The sequence below is a fragment of the Paenibacillus sp. 01T442 genome (assembly GCF_056398345.1).
In genome coordinates this window covers 257,017-276,644 of record NZ_JBFTPF010000003.1, presented here as the reverse complement: position 1 = coordinate 276,644, position 19,628 = coordinate 257,017, and the positions used below count along the sequence as shown (strand labels likewise).

Sequence of the window (19,628 nt, the reverse complement as noted above, 5' to 3'; positions counted from 1 at the left end):
CTATAATGATTATTCTAAATATCCCATTACATTACCAATTTGTTCAAGGGAAGGGTAACATTGTTAGTGACATGGACGGCGATAAAGTATTAATGAACATAGCGAATGGTAGATATTATAACCTAGGCAAAATAGGTGGTCGGATATGGGAGTTAATCGCTACCCCTAATTCTGCTATAGAATTAGTAACTAAGCTATTGTCAGAGTATGATGTAGAACAGACCATTTGTGAGGAGCATGTAATATCTTTTTTGAGGCATTTATTGGATGAAAAGCTTATTTATGTTGGTGAAAATCTGTGAATAAGGTAAGAGTACTTATTTCTCTTGATTTTAAAACAAAGTTGTTACTGTTTGAGGCCTTGATTTACCTAGGGTGGGCACGTATTCTTGTAATTTTGCCGTTCTCTAAAGTAGCGCCTTCTTTGGGAACTCCCATGCAGGAGACTTCAAATATGAAATTGGAAACAAATAGAATAACCCTTAGGGAAATAGCCAGTGCAATTGATCTAATGAGTAAGTACACGTTCTGGGAAAGTAAATGTCTAGTAAGGGCTATCGCAGGTATGAAAATGCTCCATCGACGTCAAATTGAAAGCACCCTATACTTGGGGGCAGCTAAAGATGAATCTATGAAGATGATTGCTCATGCATGGCTGCGAAGTGGACACTATTATGTAACAGGCAAGGAAGGCATGGAACGGTTTACAGTTGTGGGGAAATTCGCAAAGATGAGCGGTAAATGAGATAAGGGAGACATGGAATGAATACAGATGTGAAGTTAGATCTAACCGACTTATCGAAAGAGTTGAAACTGCTGCTCGAACTCGTGAAGTGTGAGAACGACGGAATAACGCTTTCTGACCAACATCCATTGATGAAAGATACAAATTGGGATATCTTCTTAGAATTATCAAGGCATCATCGCGTATATCCCTATATCTACAATCAAGTGAAAAGAATGAATAGCACTGCGATTCCATTTTATGTTATTGAAGCTTTGCGCAGGGCATATCAACAGAATACATTTCAAATGCTTCACTTAAGCGGTGAGATGGAGCAAGTATGCCAATTGCTAGCTAAGAATGAGATCCCAGTTTTGTTGCTCAAAGGACCTGCGCTCGCGGTGGATCTCTATGGAGATCTGTCCAAGAGAACTTGCAGTGATTTGGATGTGCTCATTTCTTTAGATCAGTTAGAGAAGGCACATGATCTCCTCATCCAACTTGATTACGTGAAAGATGACTACTTCTCAACGGTGTTGAATGATTGGCAGTGGAGACATCATCATGTCACCTACTTCCATCTTCACAAAAAGATAAAACTTGAAGTTCACTGGAGACTCAATCCTGGGCCTTCGTATGAACCAACCTTTCAAGAATTGTGGGACAGGCGAAGAGTAAGCACAATGGCTAGCCAACCCGTATTTATGCTAGGTTATGACGATCTCTTCCTATTCCTTGCTTCACATGGCGCTCGTCACGGCTGGTCAAGATTTCGCTGGCTAGTAGATGTCGATCGCATTATGAGGCTTCAACATGATTGGAGCAATGTGTCTTGTTTACTGAAAAAGTATCAAATGAATCATGTTGGCGGTCAAGCACTCCTCTTATCCTCGCAATTGTTAGGTACTCCCCTAGGMAAGGATTTATACACGGTAACAAGTGGTAAGCGACCGAGGGAACTAGCGCAAGACGCCCTGTTTTATTTGAAACAGATGATTCATCTTCATCAAGAGCCTTTACCTGCTGATGTTGCTAGCTACCATAAATGTTACTTATTCTCGTTAATGTCCTTTCAGTTGAAGCTTCTTTATATCATTAGTTTCCTATATCCGTATCCCATGGATGTGGAAATACTTCCACTGCCAAGGAATCTACATTTCCTGTATTTCCCACTAAGACCTGTACTGTGGGCTTGGAGGAAAACAAGGAATCACGCATGGCAATAGGGGGAAAAGACATGGAGTACGTCTTACATTTTACCAAAAGACTGTATGCATTTACTGGCAATAAATTGATGTTTAGTATTCTGGGAATGGTATTGATTAGTCTATTAGAAGGAGCAGGGGTATTCTTATTGCTTCCAATTATCAGTGCAGCCGGCCTTATGGATGTCAATACAAGCGGTTCTCCTATTTCGCGATTCTTGGCCTTTTTTCAAGAGTTTCCCATGGCACTAGGATTGCCCATTATTCTTGGCATGTTCGTCCTATTGAACATAGGGCAGAATATGATTCAACGATCTCTCAGTTTGCGAGATACCCTCATACAACAAAATTTTCTCTGTCATTTACGATTGGAGATCTATTCGGCATTGATGCAATCAAATTGGATTTTTTTTGTGAAGCATCGAAGATCAGATTTAATTAATTCATTAACAACGGAATTAACTCGTGTAGGGTATGGAACTAACTTAATTCTTCAATTTATTGCGTCTATTATTTTTACGTTGATTCAAATTGGCATAGCTTTCTGGTTATCTCCGACGATGACGGTTTTCGTATTAACATTTGGCATTATTCTTACCTTCTTTTCACGCAAATTTATTAAAAAGGCGAAATCAATAGGTGGTCAAACCTCCCAATTGTCCCAAAGCTTTCTGGCAGGCATTACGGATCAACTTGGTGGTATGAAAGATATTAGGAGCAATACGCTGGAGGAATCCAGGCTAGCTTGGTTTCGCTCCCAAACTCAGAAATTAATGAGCGAGCAGATCAATTATGTCAAGTTAAGATCTGATTCTCAGCTATTCTATAAAGTGTCATCCGCAATGTTGATTGCTGCTTTTATGTATCTATCCTTTACCTTATTTCAAACCAAAGTAGAGCAATTGCTTCTCATAATCGTCATATTTTCTCGATTGTGGCCACGCTTCACAGGTATTCAGTCCAATTTAGAAAATATCTCTTCTACGATTCCCGCGTTTCAATCAATCATTAAGTTGCAGGACGAGTTGCGGATTGCCCAGGAGTTCCATATCGCCCCTGATTCCAACCAGCAAGAAGTGCAGCCAATAGCTGTGCATGAGCACATTGAATGCCAGCATTTGTATTTCCGATATCAGCCTGACGAAKAGACGTTTGCGCTTACGGATATTAATCTTCAGATTAAATCGTTGCAAACAACGGCTATCGTGGGTCGTTCAGGTGCCGGTAAAAGTACGCTTGTTGATGTTATTATGGGGCTCATACAACCAGAAAAAGGGCAAATACGGATAGATGGAGTACCGCTCCAGTATGATCAAATTCGCTCATTTAGAAGATCGATTAGCTATGTGTCACAGGATCCCTTTCTCTTTCATACAACGATTAGGGAAAATCTGCTTATGATAAGCCCAGACGTATCTGAAGAAGAGATGTGGGAAGCACTGGAGTTTGCGGCAGCAACTGAGTTCGTTGCCAAATTACCGCAAGGGCTCGATACGGTTATCGGCGATCGGGGAGTCCGATTCTCAGGAGGCGAAAGACAACGGCTTGTGCTAGCCCGTGCAATACTAAGAAAACCGGCAATTCTTGTTTTGGATGAAGCGACGAGTGCACTTGATACAGAGAATGAGGCTGGGATTCAAGCGGCACTGGATCGTCTAAAAGGAAAGACTACAATTATCGTTATTGCCCACCGACTATCGACCATTCGAAATGCGGATCAAGTCATCGTGCTGGATCAAGGGAAAATCATTCAACGGGGTGGGTTTCACCAGCTGGCAAAAGTTGAAGGCGGATTATTTTCTGATTTATTRGGAAATCAAGTTTGGGATGCGACAGCGACTGCATAAAAACAATTATGTATTGACTTGTTCTTTATAAAGAACTAAAATAAAGACAAAGAATAGTTTATATTTTTTTCTTACAAAGTTCTTTATAGAGAACATTATTGAAATGCTTAGGTTTAATTCCCCATATTTATTAAAGTTCTTAACTATGTGGTTTTCTGCGAGAACACTATAGTTAAGAGCTTTAAGCTTAATAAATCGACGAGTTAGGCGGATAAAACAATGTTACCAAAAGTGAGTGTTGTAGTTCCTATCTATAAAGTTGAAAAGTACCTGAGCAGGTGTGTAGAAAGTATTATGAATCAATCTTATTCCAACCTACAGATCATATTGGTAGATGATGGGTCTCCAGATCGGTGTGGGGAAATGGCAGAATGCTATGCTAAGGCAGATCCCCGGATACAAGTTGTCCATAAGGAGAACGGAGGATTGTCCGATGCCAGAAATGCCGGTATTGAATATGTTACAGGGGAATATACATTGTTTGTTGATAGCGATGATTGGTTAGAAAAAGAGATGGTTGAGGAAATGGTTAACAAAAGTATTCATTATAAGGCAGATATTGTGCAAACCGCTTTTTACTATGCTTTCGATGACCATTTACTAGTAGATAATCGTCATTACTCAAGTACGTGTAATCCTATTCTTTTAGATAATAAACTTCTTATGTTTGAGTTAGTGATAAATGAAAAGGTTAAAAACTTTGCATGGGGTAAGCTGTATAAAACCAATCTGGTTAAAGATATTCCTTTTAAAAAAGGCGTTCTGTTTGAGGATGTTTATTGGGCGCATCAAGTTATGCACCGTGTTCATAACTACGTTATCTTGCATCAACCGATGTACTACTATTACCAGCGCACTGATAGTATCGTAGCTACCTATACACCAAGAAATCTGGACATAATTAGGGGGGCGAAAGAGAGACACCATTTTATTGAGAAGTATTACTCTGAACTAACGAATGAATCTTATAAAACAATCCTGAAAATGTGTCTCATACATTATTCTCTTCTCTTGGTGAACAGAAAAAAGGATACAGGTGGTTTATATAGGAAAGAGATATGTTTATATGTTAAAGAAATTAATAGCCAATTAAAAAAGGCAGTCCAAACTGATCAACATTTAAGGAGAGAATTGTTTTTATTCAATCTACATCCTTACCTTTATGTCAGTTATTTATTGGTGAAGAAGATATTAAGAAACTTAAAATTACTGCCGCGGCCGATAGGACTGAAGAGATTAAATCTCTAGATAAGCAAGGAGACGCATATGTACAAACTTATTGCAAGGCTCAAAATACTTACTTCATTCGCTATTATTTATTTTTTCAACCTTTTTCCGATAAGGAAAAATAAAATATTATTATTTAGCTACTATGGGAGTCAATTTGGATGTAGTCCTAAATATATAACGGAATACATTGTTTCAAACTTTCCTAAAGATAAGTTCGATGTGGTATGGGCCTTTAATGACATAAAGTCGAAACAGCATTTAATTGGATTTAGAAAAGTAAGGATCATGTCCTTAAGATACTTCTATGACTTATGTACATCGAAAGTCATTATTACAAATTATAGATCAACAGATTTGTTCGTAAAAAGAAAAGATCAATATTATATCCAAACCTGGCATAGCTCGTTACGGTTAAAGCATATCGAAAAAGATGCGGAAGATGTTTTGCCTGAACACTATGTGGAAATGGCTATAAAGGATTCTTTAAAGTGTGACCTATTATTATCCGGATGTAAGCTCAGCACAGAGATATTTCAGAGATCATTTTGGTATAATGGGGAAATTTTTGAATATGGTACTCCTAGGAATGATATGTTTTTCCGAAGAGGTGTTGGTTTACGAGATGATATTTTTAAGAGGCTTAACATATCAATTCAAACCAAGGTAATCTTATATGCTCCTACATTTAGAAAAGATCATAGCTTAGAAATATATAATTTAGATTACGATGAAATACTTAAATCACTAAACCAACGGTTTGGAGGGGAATGGATATTTTTAGTGAAATTACATCCCCATCTGATATCCAAATCTAGTGAGTTACCTTTTGGTATACAGGTGAAGAATGTGACTGACTATGATGATATTCAAGAACTATTGAACATTTCTGATGTTCTAATTACAGACTACTCCTCCCTTATGTTTGATTTCTCCAACACAAGACGTCCATGTTTTCTATACGTGCCTGATAGCGATGACTATATTAAAAATGAAAGAAAATTATACTTTGATTTAAAAGAACTTCCATTCATAAATACTATTAACAACACTGATTTACTACATAAAATCGAAACATTTTCTGATGAAGCATATCAAAGTAATTTACAAGAGTTTTTAGCACAAATTGGATCCTTTGAAGAAGGTAATGCATGTGAAAGGCTGCTTAAACGTATAGAAGAGGTTTGTAATAGAAAAGGGAGGTTTATCCATGAAGCCGTATAAGATTGGCTATACAACCGGTGTTTTTGATTTGTTTCATGTTGGACATCTTAATATCATAATGAAAGCAAGAGAGCAGTGTGATTACTTGATTGTGGGAGTTAGTACTGATGAGCTAGTGATGAAGTATAAAAACAAATGGCCCGTAATTCCCCAGCAGGAGAGGATGGCAATCGTAGAATCGCTTAAATTTGTTGATAAAGTTGTACAACAGACCAATCGCGATAAGTTCTCAGCGTGGGAACACTTGAAATTTGATGTCATGTTTGTAGGTGATGATTGGAAAGGTAACTCCCTCTTTAATGAACTGGAGAAACAGTTTAATCAAGTAGGTGTTGAAATCGTATATTTCCCGTACACCGAAGGCGTTTCATCTACGATGGTGAAGCAAAAAATAATTTTATAAGGAAACGATAAATATATGAAACCGGCCATCAGTATCATTGTTCCTGTATATAATGTTGAGTCGTATCTTAAGCAGTGTCTAGAAAGTTTACTTGCACAAACTTTTACGGATATAGAAATTATTCTTATTAACGATGGATCAATGGATAAAAGTGGAGACATTTGTGATGAGTATGCAAAACATAATAGTCGAATAAAAGTTGTACATAAAGAGTATGGGGGAGTCAGCTCTTCTAGGAATGTTGGGATTAAACTAGCTCAGGGTGATTATCTAGGTTTCGTAGACAGTGATGATCGAATTGATGTAAACATGTATAAAGAGTTGTATGAGTTATGCGTACAATCGAAAAGTGACATATCTATTTGCATGTTGGGCCGAGAAATCAATGGTGAACTATTAAATAGAAATGAAGAAGAGATTATAAAGAAAGAAATGAATAATACGGAGGCAATGAGAGAGTTGTTTAAAGGGGTTTTGTATAGGTTCTCTTTATGTAATAAATTATTTAGAAAAAGTTGTTTTATTGATATAACATTTCCAGAAGGCCGTATTCATGAAGATTTATCTACTACCTATAAGTTATTTGCTAAATGTAACCGTGCAATCTTTACAAATTATATTGGGTATATTTATATTAAACGGGAAAATAGTATACTAACAAAAAAATTTAGCGATAAAAGGTTAGATGCTTTTATTGGCTGGGGGGAAATATTACCCTTCATGAATGAAAAGTATCCCCAACTATCTAGAGAGTTTTTATCCTGTTTCGTATATGGGTGCGTGGATAATGTAAATTATATATTAAATCAAGTTGAGAACAAAAAAGATCAGGAAAAGTATTTAAGCAGTATTCAGCTACTAGTTAGAAAATATTTTAGAGGAATACTAACAAATAATGCCTTGTCCATAAAATATAAATATTTGATTACATTGCTAAATTGCAATATCGGTTTTTTAATAGAAACAAAAAAAATAAAAGCATACATAAAACGTATTGAGGTGCTGAAATGAAACCTAAAGTTCTTGTACTTGCATATTTTGCTATGAACTTTGGAGATGATTTGTTTTTAAAAATATTATTTGATAGATACCCTAATGTGAAGTGGGATTTATTAACGGCAAATAGGAATTATAAAAAAATATTTAGCAACTATAAAAATGTAAATATTCTATATACATACAGAGATATAAATATAGAAGAAAATAAATATAATCTGTTTTTCAAAATAAATGACCTTTTTTTCGATTACAAAAAATACAATGCTTTGGTGAATATTGGTGGTTCAATATTTAAGCAAAGCCCAGCGTGGGAAATGAAACTAAGAGAAAGGGAATATTTAAATAGCAAATTTAAACAGAAAAATAAGAAGACATATGTAATAGGTGCCAATTTTGGACCATTTTATAATGAATTGTTTATAGATAAGTACAGACAATTGATTGCTGAGTTCGATAATATTTGTTTCTGGGATCATTATTCTTATAATCTTTTTAAGGAACTTAATAACATACGGGTGGCACCTATTATTTTAACATTAGACATTGGAGAATCTGAACAAATCGCAAAAAGTGTATGGTTTTCTCTATTAGATGTAGACAATATAGAAGGTTTAGAAAAATACTCTCAACAATATTATGAAAAAATGATTGAACTTATTTGTATTTATTTAGAAAAGGGATACAAAGTTAAATTATTTTCCTTCTGTCTTAATGAGGGTGATTTAAAAATAAATGAATTGATAAAAAGTTGTATAGAGACCAAAAACCATAATGATTTGGTGATAGTTAATTATATTGAAAACATAAATGAGTTTTTAAATGAATTTAAATCATGCGAAGTAATTATAGGAACTAGATTTCATTCAATAATATTRGCATTCTTATTTAATCAAAGTGTGTTCCCTCTTATTTACAGTGATAAGACATACAACATGCTTAAGGATATGAATATGGAAAACAATTATTGCTGCATAAAAGATATATACGATCTTGATTTAAATGAAGTTATAACTAAGGCATCACATAATAAATTGAAAAATAGAAATATACTGAATGAAGCTCACAAGCAATTTGAAGAATTAGACGAATATTTAAAAGTTTTTTGTTTGTAAATGATGTAAGAATTAACCGACAAGCGAGGTGACATTAAAAAGATGAAAAAAAATCTATTGTTTGTAATCGACTCATTAGTTTGTGCAGGTGCAGAGAAGAGCTTAATAACATTACTGACATTATTAGATTATTCAAAGTATAGTGTAGATTTAATGTTATTTACACACGGTGAATTACTTGAGGGATTAGTTCCGAAAGAAGTTAATATTTTAAGACCATTAAAGTATACGGATTTTTCGAGGTTACCTTTAATAGAAGCTTTAATGGATACTGTGAAGAAAACGGATATTAAGATGCTTTCTTCAAGAATGAAATACTCCATTGGGATTCGAGTGAAAAAATATTCTAACGCTCAAAAAGCAAGGATTTACTGGGAAAGTATATCAGATGTAATAGAACATAATCCTAAAACCTACGATGTTGCGATAAGTTATGCTCAGGGAATTCCTACATTTTATGTAGCAGAAAAAGTAAAAGCAAATAAAAAAATTGCCTGGGTAAATGTTAGTTATCGATTGGATGAGCGAGAAGAAAAGTTCCAGAAAAAATTTTATGATCTATATGATAGGATAGTTGCTGTGTCTGACTCAGCTAAGGAGATATTATTAGAAACATTTCCATATTATTCAGACAAGGTCGATATTATTTACGATATTAATGATCCTGATATTATTGCTAATATGGCTAATTTAGGAGATAAATATGCTGATGACTTTGATGGGATCAGAATATTAACCATAGGAAGACTCGCCCACCAAAAAGGATATGATATTGCTCTGGAAGCTTGTAAAAAATTAAGAGAAAGTGGAATTAAGTTTAGATGGTATGTACTAGGTAAAGGCCCTTTAAAAGAAGAAATTGAAGAATATATTAAAAAAAATGATTTATCGAGTCATTTTATTTTATTAGGAGTTACACCAAATCCATATCCATTTATTAAAGAAAGTGATATATATGTGCAGACATCAAGGTTTGAAGGTTTTGGTCTTGCTATTGCTGAGGCCCGAATGCTTAATATACCGGTTGTCACAACAAGGTTTGATGCTGTATTCAATCAAATGATAGATGGGGAAAATGGAATTGTAGTCGATATGGATGCCGAAGCTGTTTGTAAGGGGATATTGAGAATGATGAATGATACAGTACTAAGGGAAAGTATTATTAAATATTTACAACTCGAGAAAAAAGGAAATGTTGAAGAAATAGAAAAATTCCATCAATTAATGAAATAGTGAAGCACTATGAAAGTGAGTAGAAAACTAATGAAAAAAAAATTATTATTCATGGCGATAAACATGAATGTGGGCGGAACTGAAAAAGCACTGCTTAATATGTTATCAGAGATTCCAAAAGATAAGTACGATATAACAATATATTTATTAGAGGAGTATGGTGGATTTTTAAATTTTATCCCAAGTGGAGTTCAAATTGAATATTTCAAGAATTATAAAGACATAAAAGAAACACTAAATAACCCACCACAAAAAACTGCTTTAAATTATTTCAAGAAAGGTAAATTTATAAAGTCCGTTACGATATTACTTCTACACATAATTTCCAAGATTAACAAAGATAGAAGTATCTTTTTTAAATATATTTTAAAGAGTTATCCATCAATAAATACTGAATACGATGTTGCTGTAGCTTATGACGGACCAATGGACTTCATAAGCTACTTTGTTATAAATAAAATAAAAGCAAAGAATAAAATTCAGTGGATTCACTTTGATATTACAAAAATTGGATTTAACAAGCAGTATGCATCTAAAATCTACAATAAGTTCAATAAGATTTTTGTTGTATCTAAAGAGGGTAGAAACAAGCTAATTAATGTGCTACCAATTATTAGTGACAAGACTGAGGTGTTTTCGAACGTAATATCATCAAAAATGATTTATAGTCAAGCCAAAGAAGGTAATGGATTTAATGATAAATTTAATGGTTTAAGGATCTTGACAGTAGGTAGATTGACGACCGAAAAAGGTCAAGATTTGGCAATACGAGTACTAGCGAAATTAATTGAAAATGGATACAAAGTGAAGTGGTACTGTGTCGGTGAGGGAAGCTCGAGAAGAGAGTACGAAAATTTAGTAAAAGCATATAATTTGCAAGATAAATTTATTTTTTTAGGTACCGACTCAAATCCATATACTTACATTTCACAGTGTGATTTATATGTGCAACCATCCAGACATGAGGGATACTGCATTGCACTTGCAGAAGCAAGATGTTTAAAAAAACCTATTGTAACTACTGATTTTACTGGAGCGAAAGAACAGATTAAAAATAGGGAAACTGGGCTGATTGTGAAGTTTAATGAGGATGAAATCTATGATGCTATCACAAATTTGATTAACAATAAAGAGATGTGTATTAGGTTTTCTGACAATCTTGCAAAAGATAGATTTGACTACACACTTGAAATGGAGAAAATATACAATATTTAGTGTTTTACTGTCTACTTTTATAAGTTTATTGAAAAGGATTTGTTAGAAATGAGAATAGAGAATTCGATAAAAAATATCTCAGTTGGTATTATCTCCCAATTAGTTATTGGGGTATTAGGTTTTATTTCAAGAAAAGTTTTTTTGGACAGTTTGGGTGTAGGGTATCTTGGAGTTAACGGATTAATTGATAATCTTCTATCTATGCTTTCATTAGTGGAAAGTGGTATAGGAGTAAGCATTGTATATAATCTCTATAAACCGTTAGCCGAGAACGATAGGCCTAAGATTATAGCACTAATACAATTATATAAAAAAGCTTATACTGTATTAGCAATCATTATTTTTGTTTTAAGTTTAATTCTCTATCCATTTTTAGAAGAACTAATGAAGGGTAGCAAGTCAATCCCGTATATCACCATTGCATATTTTATATTTGTGGCTAAGAATATGATTTCATATATGAATGCGCACAAAGTATCTTTAATTAATGCAGATCAAAAAGGTTATGTATTAAGTAGAGTGAATTTCTTTTTTCAAATAATCACAATTACTTCTAGGATATTGGTTTTAATTATAACAAAAAACTATATTTTATATTTATCGATAGAAATTGCCATTTTTTTCATACAAACTATTTGCAGTAGTAAAATAGTTGAAAGAAAGTATTCGTTTATCAAAACTAAAGTTAGATATTCGATCGATCAACAGGAAAAAGATAGTTTAATTAAGAATATCAAAGCACTTTTTTTTCACAGTATAGGTGGATATTGTGTTTTCGGAACAAATAACATATTAATATCCTCATTTATTGGTATTGTAACAGTAGGACTTTATTCTAACTATACAATGATTTTGGGACAACTAACAGCACTTATAGCTCCCATATTAGGTGGAGTTGGAGCTAGTATAGGAAATTTAATTGCTGTAGAGAGCAATGATAAGAGTTATTCGGTATTCAAGGTATTGTACTTAATAAATTTTTGGATATATTCAGTTTGTGTAATATTTTTATTCAACTTATTAGAACCCTTTATTATTTGGTGGCTTGGGAAAGGGTATTTGTTAGACTCGTTTACATTTTTAATTATAATTATTAATTTTTACATAAATGGGCTAAGATCATCGGTTCTAACATTCAAGGTAAAAGGAGGCATATTTGTTCAAGACAAATATATGCCTTTAATAGAATCCGTAATAATTTTAGGAGCATCATTAATTTTAGTAAAATATTTTGCATTAGCCGGGATTTTTTTAGGAACAACTATAAGCATTTTAAGTACTGTCTTTTGGAATGCTCCGCGGCTAATATATAAGAAAATATTTAATACCCCAGTAAGGTCATATTTTTATAATTATGTATTTTATGCTGCTTTGACAATTTTTTCTTGCATCATAACTACATATGTTTGTAATGTACTGGTATCAGGAAGTAGCTTTATTTCTTTAGTAGTAAAAGGGAGTATCTGCTTAATTATTCCAAATGCAATTTATGTTCTTATTTTTTATAGAAGCAAAGAATTCCAATATATAAAGAATGTGTTGACCAATGTATTAAGKGGATTAAAATTAAAGATATTTCAACAAATTAAATTTGAACAGTAGGTTGATTTTGATAGCCTATAATATCTGCTGGTAATAGTAAAGAAGAAATAAAGGGATGGTGTCTTAGTGTATATTTTACTTGCTATTATCACTCTTATTTTAGTGATTTTTCTGAGTAGATTAATTAAACGAACAATAACTGTTGGTATTTGGTCAATAAAAGTATTTAATTCTGATAAGTTAATTTCTGCTCCGCCGCATGAGAACGTCTTGGAAAGTCCAACGTTACAGGCCCTAGATGTTACTGATGTGCCAGCTGAATTTATTGCAGACCCGTTTATTATTTCTCATGACTCTAAGTTTTCAATGTTTTTTGAGGTTCTTGATAAATCCTCAGGTAGAGGAGTTATTGGACTAGCAACAAGCTTGAATGGGGAAAAATGGAATTATGAAAGAATTGTTCTAAAAGAGAACTATCATCTGTCTTATCCATATGTGTTTAAGTTTAATAATGAGTTTTATATGATTCCAGAGTCGAGTGAGGCGAATCAAGTAATACTTTATAGAGCCAAAAATTTCCCTTACGAGTGGGATGTGGTTTGTGAATTAATAAGTGGGCGATACGTAGACGCAAGTATATTTCAATATAACAATAAGTGGTGGATGCTCGCTGGAAAGAGTGGTAAATTGCACTTATTTTTTTCGGATAGACTTGAAGAAGGCTGGGAAGAACATCCGAAAAGCCCTCTAATAACTGATAATCCAACTATTACTAGACCTGGTGGTAGAGTAATCGTAGAGAAGGATGACATATTTAGATATACACAAGATGGAAAACCCCATTATGGGAGTGCAGTGAGAGTATTTAGAATAAAAGTACTTTCAGAGACAGAGTACGAAGAAGAGCAGATTAATTTAGTTTTAAGTGGAACTCAGAAAGAAATTGATTGGAGAAAAGATGGTATGCATACTATCGACCAAATAAAAACCGCGGAAGATAAATGGCTAATTGTTGTTGATGGCCATAGATTAGAAAAACGTAATTATCTATTATGGAGGATTGACTCTATCTTATGCAAAGGCTCAATTTTGTTAAAAGTGTTAGGATTAAAAATGAAAATAAGTAGATTGTAAATTTTATTAAGGGTATATTTGAATGAGATCTAGCGCTATTAAAGAATTTAAGAGGGGGATAACTTGATATTATTGGATAATAAATTTATGAGTGCACTTAGATCCTATAGAATGAAATCTTTTCAACATAAATATTGGAAAAGCATACTCAAAATCATGGAGAGACAAAACGGGGAATTTTATGATAATACAATTGAGCCAATGCTACCTTTTATTAATAAACCTGGAATTGCTCTTTCTTTTGATGATAGTTTTAGAGTGAACCATTGGTATACTTATGGAAAAGACATATTTGGATATTATGATGTTAAAGTGACATTTAATATAAATACATTTCACCATTTTGAAAATCAAAGAGAGCATTCACAGAAAGAAATAGATATGTTGTTAGAACTGCAATCAAATGGCCATGAAATAGCTCATCACGGTTTTAAACATACAAGGGCTGCAAATTATTCTAATGAATTTGGAATAAGTAGATGGGTAGAAGAAGATATACTCCCTCTAATTAATTGGATGGAAGAGCAATCGCATTCGAGAACCAATGAGAAATTCAAAAAGCCAGTAACTTATGCGTTTCCATTCTTTAATTATAACAATGATAACATAAAGGAGTTAGTCCCTAAATATTTTAAAATTATAAGAGGTCATCTATACGGAGATAATCTAACGGCGTTTAATTATACTGGTTTTGCTCCTTCTATTTGTATTGATAATAATAAATTATCTGATGTTAAATATATTATAAAGATGTTGAAAGTCGCTAAACAAACAGGGAGAAATATCATCTTAACTTGCCACTCTATTTTACCTGAAGAGGCTGTCTGGGAGGATTCCGGCTGGGGATGGGAGAAAGCTGGGGAGTGGAGAATATCGCCGAAAACTCTTCAGACATTTATAAATGAAGCAAAAAAAAATGATATGGAATTTTATACAACATCTGAAATTGCTGGAGTAGCTACTTTCATTGATCGCAATTTGGAAAAATGCATTAGAGAACATATTTCAAATCCAATAGAACCGTGGGTGAAAATATCGGATTTAAGCTCAATCAAAGAATTAGATCTTAGTAATAAAAACATATCTAACCTGGATGGATTGCAGTATCTTGTAAATCTTGAAAAAATAAATCTAAGTAATAATAATATAGCTGATCTTAGATTATTAAAAAAACTTCCAAAGTTAAAAGATATTAATCTCTAATAAAATATAACTCGATTACATTTTACAAGGTCGAATATCGAACGGGCGAATCTCAATTGGTTCGTCTCTTTTTGTTTATATCATTTCCAAAAAAGTAATGCAATTATTTCAAAACTGGCTGACAGTTTCAAAATGAGTAAGATAGTCAGGTGCATTCATACAAGCGAAGTATCAATTACTAAAATATAATATAATTGGGTGAAGAAAGGGAACGGGAATTAAATTTATATGAATATGAAGTGAGAGGGGAGTGGGATGATGTTACTCTTTGTGTCTCAATTGTTTGGTTATAAAGGCACATATGATGCTTCTACTAGTTATAAAAAGGGCAATATCGTTTTAGATCAAGGTGCTTCCTTTATATGTATTCAAGATAGCAGCGGGATTCCAACAAGTAATACTTCGTATTGGGCTTTTTTAGGTAGTGAGTCTTTTCTAATAGATGATATTAATTTAAGTAGCACAACTACTACGTTGTCAGCTTCAAAATTAGTTAGTCTATTATCTCAAAAAGCTAATGCAACTCATTTACACAGTATTGTGGATATAAATAATTTACAACCAATTCTGGATGGAAAGGCACTAACAAATCATTCTCACACGCTGAGCAGTCTCACTGATGTTAATGTGGAAGACACTCTACCTGTTAATGACAATGTATTAACATTTGAAAATAATAAATGGGTACCTAAAGCTCCATCATATGGAGGAKCGTCAATAACGTTAGAGAATTGGAATGTAGGTGCAGGTGAAATAGTGGAGTTGTTTGATGACATACCACCAGCAGATGTATCAGGAGTTAATATAACTTATTTGGATAAAACCAATTTAGTCTTAAATTGGACAGAGAGTCTGTCTTCAGATACCAAAGAATATAACATATATAACGGAGCAACTTTGGTAACAACAGTACCAGCGACCGCCTCTAAGTTGCAGCCTTTAATGTACCAAGTAACTGGACTAATCCCGGCTACTAATTATACTTTTTCAATTAAGGCAAGAGATTACTCTAACAATGAGGCAATTGGTGTAGGAATATCAGTTAGAACATATGGAACTTACACCATATTAATGAATGGTACTACGGATTTTATTAAATTGCCTAGCCTAACTTTTGACACCGTAGAACTAACTTGTCAAGCTAATCCAGGACCTGCTGGTGTTTGGTACACTTATGTAGATGCTCGACCAGGAGTTTCTACATCCTTTTTTTCAATTAATGATAATGGAAATATACAATATGGTCCCGTATGGACAAAGATTTTAATAAATGAAGTATCACCTATTGATATTAATTACGTGAAAAATAATAAAATAACACTTACTTTAGGTCTTTTTTCCACTGCTACAGACGAAATAAACATTTATTCGGATTATCAGAATAATTCTAAAATGCAGGGTAAGATCTATTCAATTAAAATACTGAATCGTGGTAATGTCGTGGCATTTTATAATTTGACTGAAAAATTTACAGGGACAGCCATTGTAGATGCAAGCGGAAATGGAAAGACTGCCACACTTACTGGAGGTACTTGGGCAGCGGGATAACTAAATTGGAGAGGAGGGGTAAGATATGAAGGGGAGAATTAATAAGTTAAAAGGATCGAATGGTGACTATATATATCCAATAACAGTATCAGATGCTGTTTACGTTGATCCAACAACCAGTCTGAAGGATAAGTTTCTCGAACTAAGCAAAGTGATGGGGAAAGTCCTTGGTTCATACGTGCTCGACCTTAGCCGATGGGAGTTGAACAATACTTCTGTTGACTACAATGATAAAAAAATAGCGAAAGCTAATTCAATTGGTATTAATGCCGCGATTCAATGGGCCTCAGGGCAGGGATACTCAGAAATCATCTTTCCATTGGGGACCTATCTTCTTGATGAATATAGTGCAATAATTCCAAGTAGTTACATGACCTTGAATTTAGGTGGAGCCAAACTAAGAATAAGAAATAATGGTTACTCGAATTATCATATTATAGATATAAAAAATCAAGTAAATGTACGAATCATGAATGGTAGTATTGAAGGTGATAGAGAGTATCATGACTATTCTAGTGGAGGCACACATGAAGGCTCAATGGGGGTCAACATAGGTAGCAACTCCGTTGTCGATAATTTAGGAAACCCAGAATATATCATTTTGGATAACTTAGAAGTATACAATTGTACAGGTGACTCCATAGGGGTAGGTATGACTCCAAATTTCCAAAGCGGTTATAACATGTCAGCTTGGGAACAGGGCAGTATTAATCTCACAAATGGTACTTTGCTAACGGATACAACTAAAATAAGAATCGCGAATAAAATCATGCTGAATAAGCCTGATATGATTAAATACGGATATTTCTCAATATGCGGAAATGGTTGGGGCGACTTTGGGAGTCAGATAAATACTACTGTTTGTGATGTTATCTTTTACAATAGTTCAGATGCGTATGTTTCATCTCTCAAAACTGTTAATTTCTTCGAGGACGTCCCTATCCCATCAGGTGCTGCTTATGCAAAAGTAGTATTATACCAAAGCAATATTCCAGTAACATCTGTGTCTGATAGCGTTGTTTTAAGTATAGGCGTTCCATTATATCCTAGAAATGTGTTTATTGAAAAATGCAATTTGCATCACTCAAGAAGATGTGGAATAAGCGCTGGAGGAAAGTACATTTATATTAGTAACAACAAGATACATGATATTTATGGAACACCTCCACAGGCGGCCATTGATATTGAAGATGGTTACGGCTTGAATCAGTTCTATTTTATTGAAGGAAATCATCTTTATGATTGTAAGCTAGGTATTAGTTTAGTTTATACACAACATGTAATCTTCTCCAAAAATGTTATGGACAGACTTGGACCTAGCCAAATTTGGAACGAATGCATTGATATTATTATAGATAGCAATCATGTATTAAGATCAGGGTTTACATTGGATGGAGAAGTTATATTTACAAACAACGTACTGCATCTATGTGAAATATCCTCGCGTAATTCTACGGAGTGCGTAATTGGAAATAATTATTTCCATAATAGCTCTCTAAATTTGACAAAGACCTTACCACATAAGGTATCTGTGAATAATTGCCATTTCTATCATGATGCTGATTCTTCTCTTATATCTAATCAACAACCAACAATCTTCTACGGGAAAGAGCCACAAACAATTTCTAACTGCGTATTTGAGGGCAAGACTTCGGCAGCAAATACATTTTCTGGGCAAGATGACGCTTACGAATGGCAATTAATAAATAATACTTTTATCAACACTAAATCACTTACACTACCAGCGGGTTCTATAAGGGGATGTGTGTTTGATAACTCGATGACTTTCGGTTTACTTAAAAATTCCGTGTATGATTTCGTGGATTGCCTTTTTAAAAACTGGGATAGTAATAACAACCTCTTTTTCCTCGCGGCTACTGATAATATGGAATTAATCAGAATTAGGAACTGTAAATTTATAGGTAAAAATAAACCTGCAATTTATCTGCGCAATATTCAAGGGAGACTTGAAATAATCAATAATTTATTTGAATATAAGGTTGCAACAACGAGTTTTAACATAATAGATTTCTTAACTAGCACGTTTACTTGTCAATATTTAATTGTCGATGGAAATGAGTTTGTATCTAATCAGCCTTTAACAGCAGTTAACTTAAATAGACAAATCACCACAAATAAAATATTTTTTAGAAACAATATATTAGATACAGTAATTCAACCTATCACAAGTGATATTGTATTTACTTCTAATAACTACATTAATGGGGTTTTGGAGCCATTTAAAAGTATTGTCACTGTTCCTACAACGGGTAAATATTTGTTAGGGCATACATTTAATAAAGCTGTCCCTATTGCTGGTGGAAATGTAGGCTGGGTTTGTACAACAGCTGGTTATGCTTGTGGGTCATTGTGGAGCTCAAGTGGATCGTCATCAGGATATTATAATAAAGGTGATAGAATAACAAGCAATTCTCGCGTGTACGAAGTAATAACACCGGGGAATCCTGGTGCAACTAAACCTAATTTTACAGGTTCTCCAGGAGAGCAAGTACAAGATAATACAGTAACTTGGAAAGAAATTGGTGCTTTAGCAATATTTAAGGAATATGGATTAATTTCGAACAATTGAAATCAAATGTAGAATTTAAATCCCCAAATTCTTTATTAAGAATAACCGACTCTTAATAGTGTGTTTGGGGATTATAATGATCGCTTTTCGCAAGAGCGAGTCCTAATTAATTCTTAATTCGGTAAGAATAGTTGTTCTCAATAATGGAAAAAATGACGTTGACATGTTCATTATAAAGAACTAAAATGAAGGTATAGTAAATATTATTCAAAGGTGAATGTATACAATTGGATCGCATAAAAATCCAGTACACAGCCACAAATGTTCTTTATAAAGAACATTTGGTTTTTTTCTTTTAAGATTAGTCTAATTTATAAGTATTGGGCAAGATCACCTAGTGAACTACTAATGCAGCAAAACCGATGTAATTATAAAACAAAGGAATTTTTATACTTCAGAGTTCTCTATTGAGAATAATTTGT

Annotated in this window: 16 protein-coding genes; all 16 read left to right on the top strand. The window is 33.6% G+C overall.

Annotation, left to right across the window (positions count from 1 at the left end; translation table 11 throughout):
• The first annotated feature begins 5 nt into the window (after window positions 1-5).
• The 16 genes from AC1DLM_RS05390 to AC1DLM_RS05315 all read left to right on the top strand — a co-directional run bounded on the left by AC1DLM_RS05390 (window position 6) and on the right by AC1DLM_RS05315 (window position 19,206).
• Window positions 6-302 carry a lasso peptide biosynthesis PqqD family chaperone gene (locus AC1DLM_RS05390; RefSeq protein WP_441988801.1) on the top strand — a complete coding sequence of 99 codons (297 nt, stop codon included), beginning with the start codon at window positions 6-8 and terminating at the stop codon, window positions 300-302.
• Entirely contained in the window at window positions 299-745 is a 447-nt protein-coding gene (locus AC1DLM_RS05385) for a lasso peptide biosynthesis B2 protein (protein ID WP_441988802.1), read from the top strand. Before AC1DLM_RS05390 ends, AC1DLM_RS05385 begins: the two co-directional genes overlap by 4 nt.
• Window positions 746-762: 17 nt before the next feature.
• Window positions 763-1,950, top strand: a complete 1,188-nt coding sequence (locus AC1DLM_RS05380; RefSeq protein WP_477569339.1) for a nucleotidyltransferase domain-containing protein — start codon at window positions 763-765, stop codon at window positions 1,948-1,950.
• An 11-nt stretch (window positions 1,951-1,961) separates the two neighbouring features.
• Window positions 1,962-3,776, top strand: a complete 1,815-nt coding sequence (locus tag AC1DLM_RS05375; RefSeq protein ID WP_477569338.1) for an ABC transporter ATP-binding protein — start codon at window positions 1,962-1,964, stop codon at window positions 3,774-3,776.
• Window positions 3,777-3,995: 219 nt separating this feature from the next.
• Window positions 3,996-5,024, top strand: a complete 1,029-nt coding sequence (locus tag AC1DLM_RS05370) for a glycosyltransferase family 2 protein (protein WP_441988805.1) — start codon at window positions 3,996-3,998, stop codon at window positions 5,022-5,024.
• A gap of 18 nt (window positions 5,025-5,042) precedes the next feature.
• Window positions 5,043-6,227, top strand: a complete 1,185-nt coding sequence (locus tag AC1DLM_RS05365; RefSeq protein WP_441988806.1) for a CDP-glycerol glycerophosphotransferase family protein — start codon at window positions 5,043-5,045, stop codon at window positions 6,225-6,227.
• Entirely contained in the window at window positions 6,214-6,630 is a 417-nt protein-coding gene (locus AC1DLM_RS05360; protein WP_441988807.1) for an FAD synthase family protein, read from the top strand. Before AC1DLM_RS05365 ends, AC1DLM_RS05360 begins: the two co-directional genes overlap by 14 nt.
• Before the next feature lie 15 nt (window positions 6,631-6,645).
• Entirely contained in the window at window positions 6,646-7,641 is a 996-nt protein-coding gene (locus AC1DLM_RS05355; RefSeq protein WP_441988808.1) for a glycosyltransferase family 2 protein, read from the top strand.
• The gene (locus tag AC1DLM_RS05350) at window positions 7,638-8,741 is read left to right on the top strand and encodes a polysaccharide pyruvyl transferase family protein (protein WP_477569337.1); all 1,104 of its coding nucleotides are present in this window, start codon (window positions 7,638-7,640) and stop codon (window positions 8,739-8,741) included. The genes AC1DLM_RS05355 and AC1DLM_RS05350 overlap by 4 nt, the downstream gene beginning before the upstream one ends.
• A 42-nt stretch (window positions 8,742-8,783) precedes the next feature.
• Entirely contained in the window at window positions 8,784-9,974 is a 1,191-nt protein-coding gene (locus tag AC1DLM_RS05345; RefSeq protein WP_441988810.1) for a glycosyltransferase, read from the top strand.
• A 30-nt stretch (window positions 9,975-10,004) separates the two neighbouring features.
• Window positions 10,005-11,189: a glycosyltransferase gene (locus AC1DLM_RS05340; RefSeq protein WP_477569336.1), complete on the top strand. Its 1,185-nt coding sequence runs from the start codon at window positions 10,005-10,007 to the stop codon at window positions 11,187-11,189.
• 48 nt (window positions 11,190-11,237) lie between these two features.
• Window positions 11,238-12,791 carry a lipopolysaccharide biosynthesis protein gene (locus AC1DLM_RS05335; RefSeq protein WP_477569335.1) on the top strand — a complete coding sequence of 518 codons (1,554 nt, stop codon included), beginning with the start codon at window positions 11,238-11,240 and terminating at the stop codon, window positions 12,789-12,791.
• A gap of 66 nt (window positions 12,792-12,857) precedes the next feature.
• Window positions 12,858-13,865, top strand: coding sequence for a glucosamine inositolphosphorylceramide transferase family protein (locus AC1DLM_RS05330; RefSeq protein ID WP_441988813.1), 1,008 nt, complete (start codon window positions 12,858-12,860; stop codon window positions 13,863-13,865).
• Between the two features lie 63 nt (window positions 13,866-13,928).
• The gene (locus tag AC1DLM_RS05325) at window positions 13,929-15,068 is read left to right on the top strand and encodes a polysaccharide deacetylase family protein (RefSeq protein ID WP_441988814.1); all 1,140 of its coding nucleotides are present in this window, start codon (window positions 13,929-13,931) and stop codon (window positions 15,066-15,068) included.
• A gap of 255 nt (window positions 15,069-15,323) precedes the next feature.
• On the top strand, window positions 15,324-16,616 hold the full coding sequence (locus AC1DLM_RS05320) for a fibronectin type III domain-containing protein (protein WP_477569334.1): 1,293 nt from the start codon (window positions 15,324-15,326) through the stop codon (window positions 16,614-16,616).
• 25 nt (window positions 16,617-16,641) lie between these two features.
• Window positions 16,642-19,206, top strand: coding sequence for a hypothetical protein (locus AC1DLM_RS05315; RefSeq protein ID WP_477569333.1), 2,565 nt, complete (start codon window positions 16,642-16,644; stop codon window positions 19,204-19,206).
• Window positions 19,207-19,628: the final 422 nt, after the last annotated feature.

Coding starts and splice junctions, on each gene's coding strand:
- AC1DLM_RS05390 (WP_441988801.1), top strand. CDS start 6: ATGATTATTCTAAATATCCCATTACATTACCAATTTGTTCAAGGGAAG.
- AC1DLM_RS05370 (WP_441988805.1), top strand. CDS start 3,996: ATGTTACCAAAAGTGAGTGTTGTAGTTCCTATCTATAAAGTTGAAAAG.
- AC1DLM_RS05365 (WP_441988806.1), top strand. CDS start 5,043: ATGTACAAACTTATTGCAAGGCTCAAAATACTTACTTCATTCGCTATT.
- AC1DLM_RS05360 (WP_441988807.1), top strand. CDS start 6,214: ATGAAGCCGTATAAGATTGGCTATACAACCGGTGTTTTTGATTTGTTT.
- AC1DLM_RS05355 (WP_441988808.1), top strand. CDS start 6,646: ATGAAACCGGCCATCAGTATCATTGTTCCTGTATATAATGTTGAGTCG.
- AC1DLM_RS05345 (WP_441988810.1), top strand. CDS start 8,784: ATGAAAAAAAATCTATTGTTTGTAATCGACTCATTAGTTTGTGCAGGT.
- AC1DLM_RS05340 (WP_477569336.1), top strand. CDS start 10,005: ATGAAAAAAAAATTATTATTCATGGCGATAAACATGAATGTGGGCGGA.
- AC1DLM_RS05315 (WP_477569333.1), top strand. CDS start 16,642: ATGAAGGGGAGAATTAATAAGTTAAAAGGATCGAATGGTGACTATATA.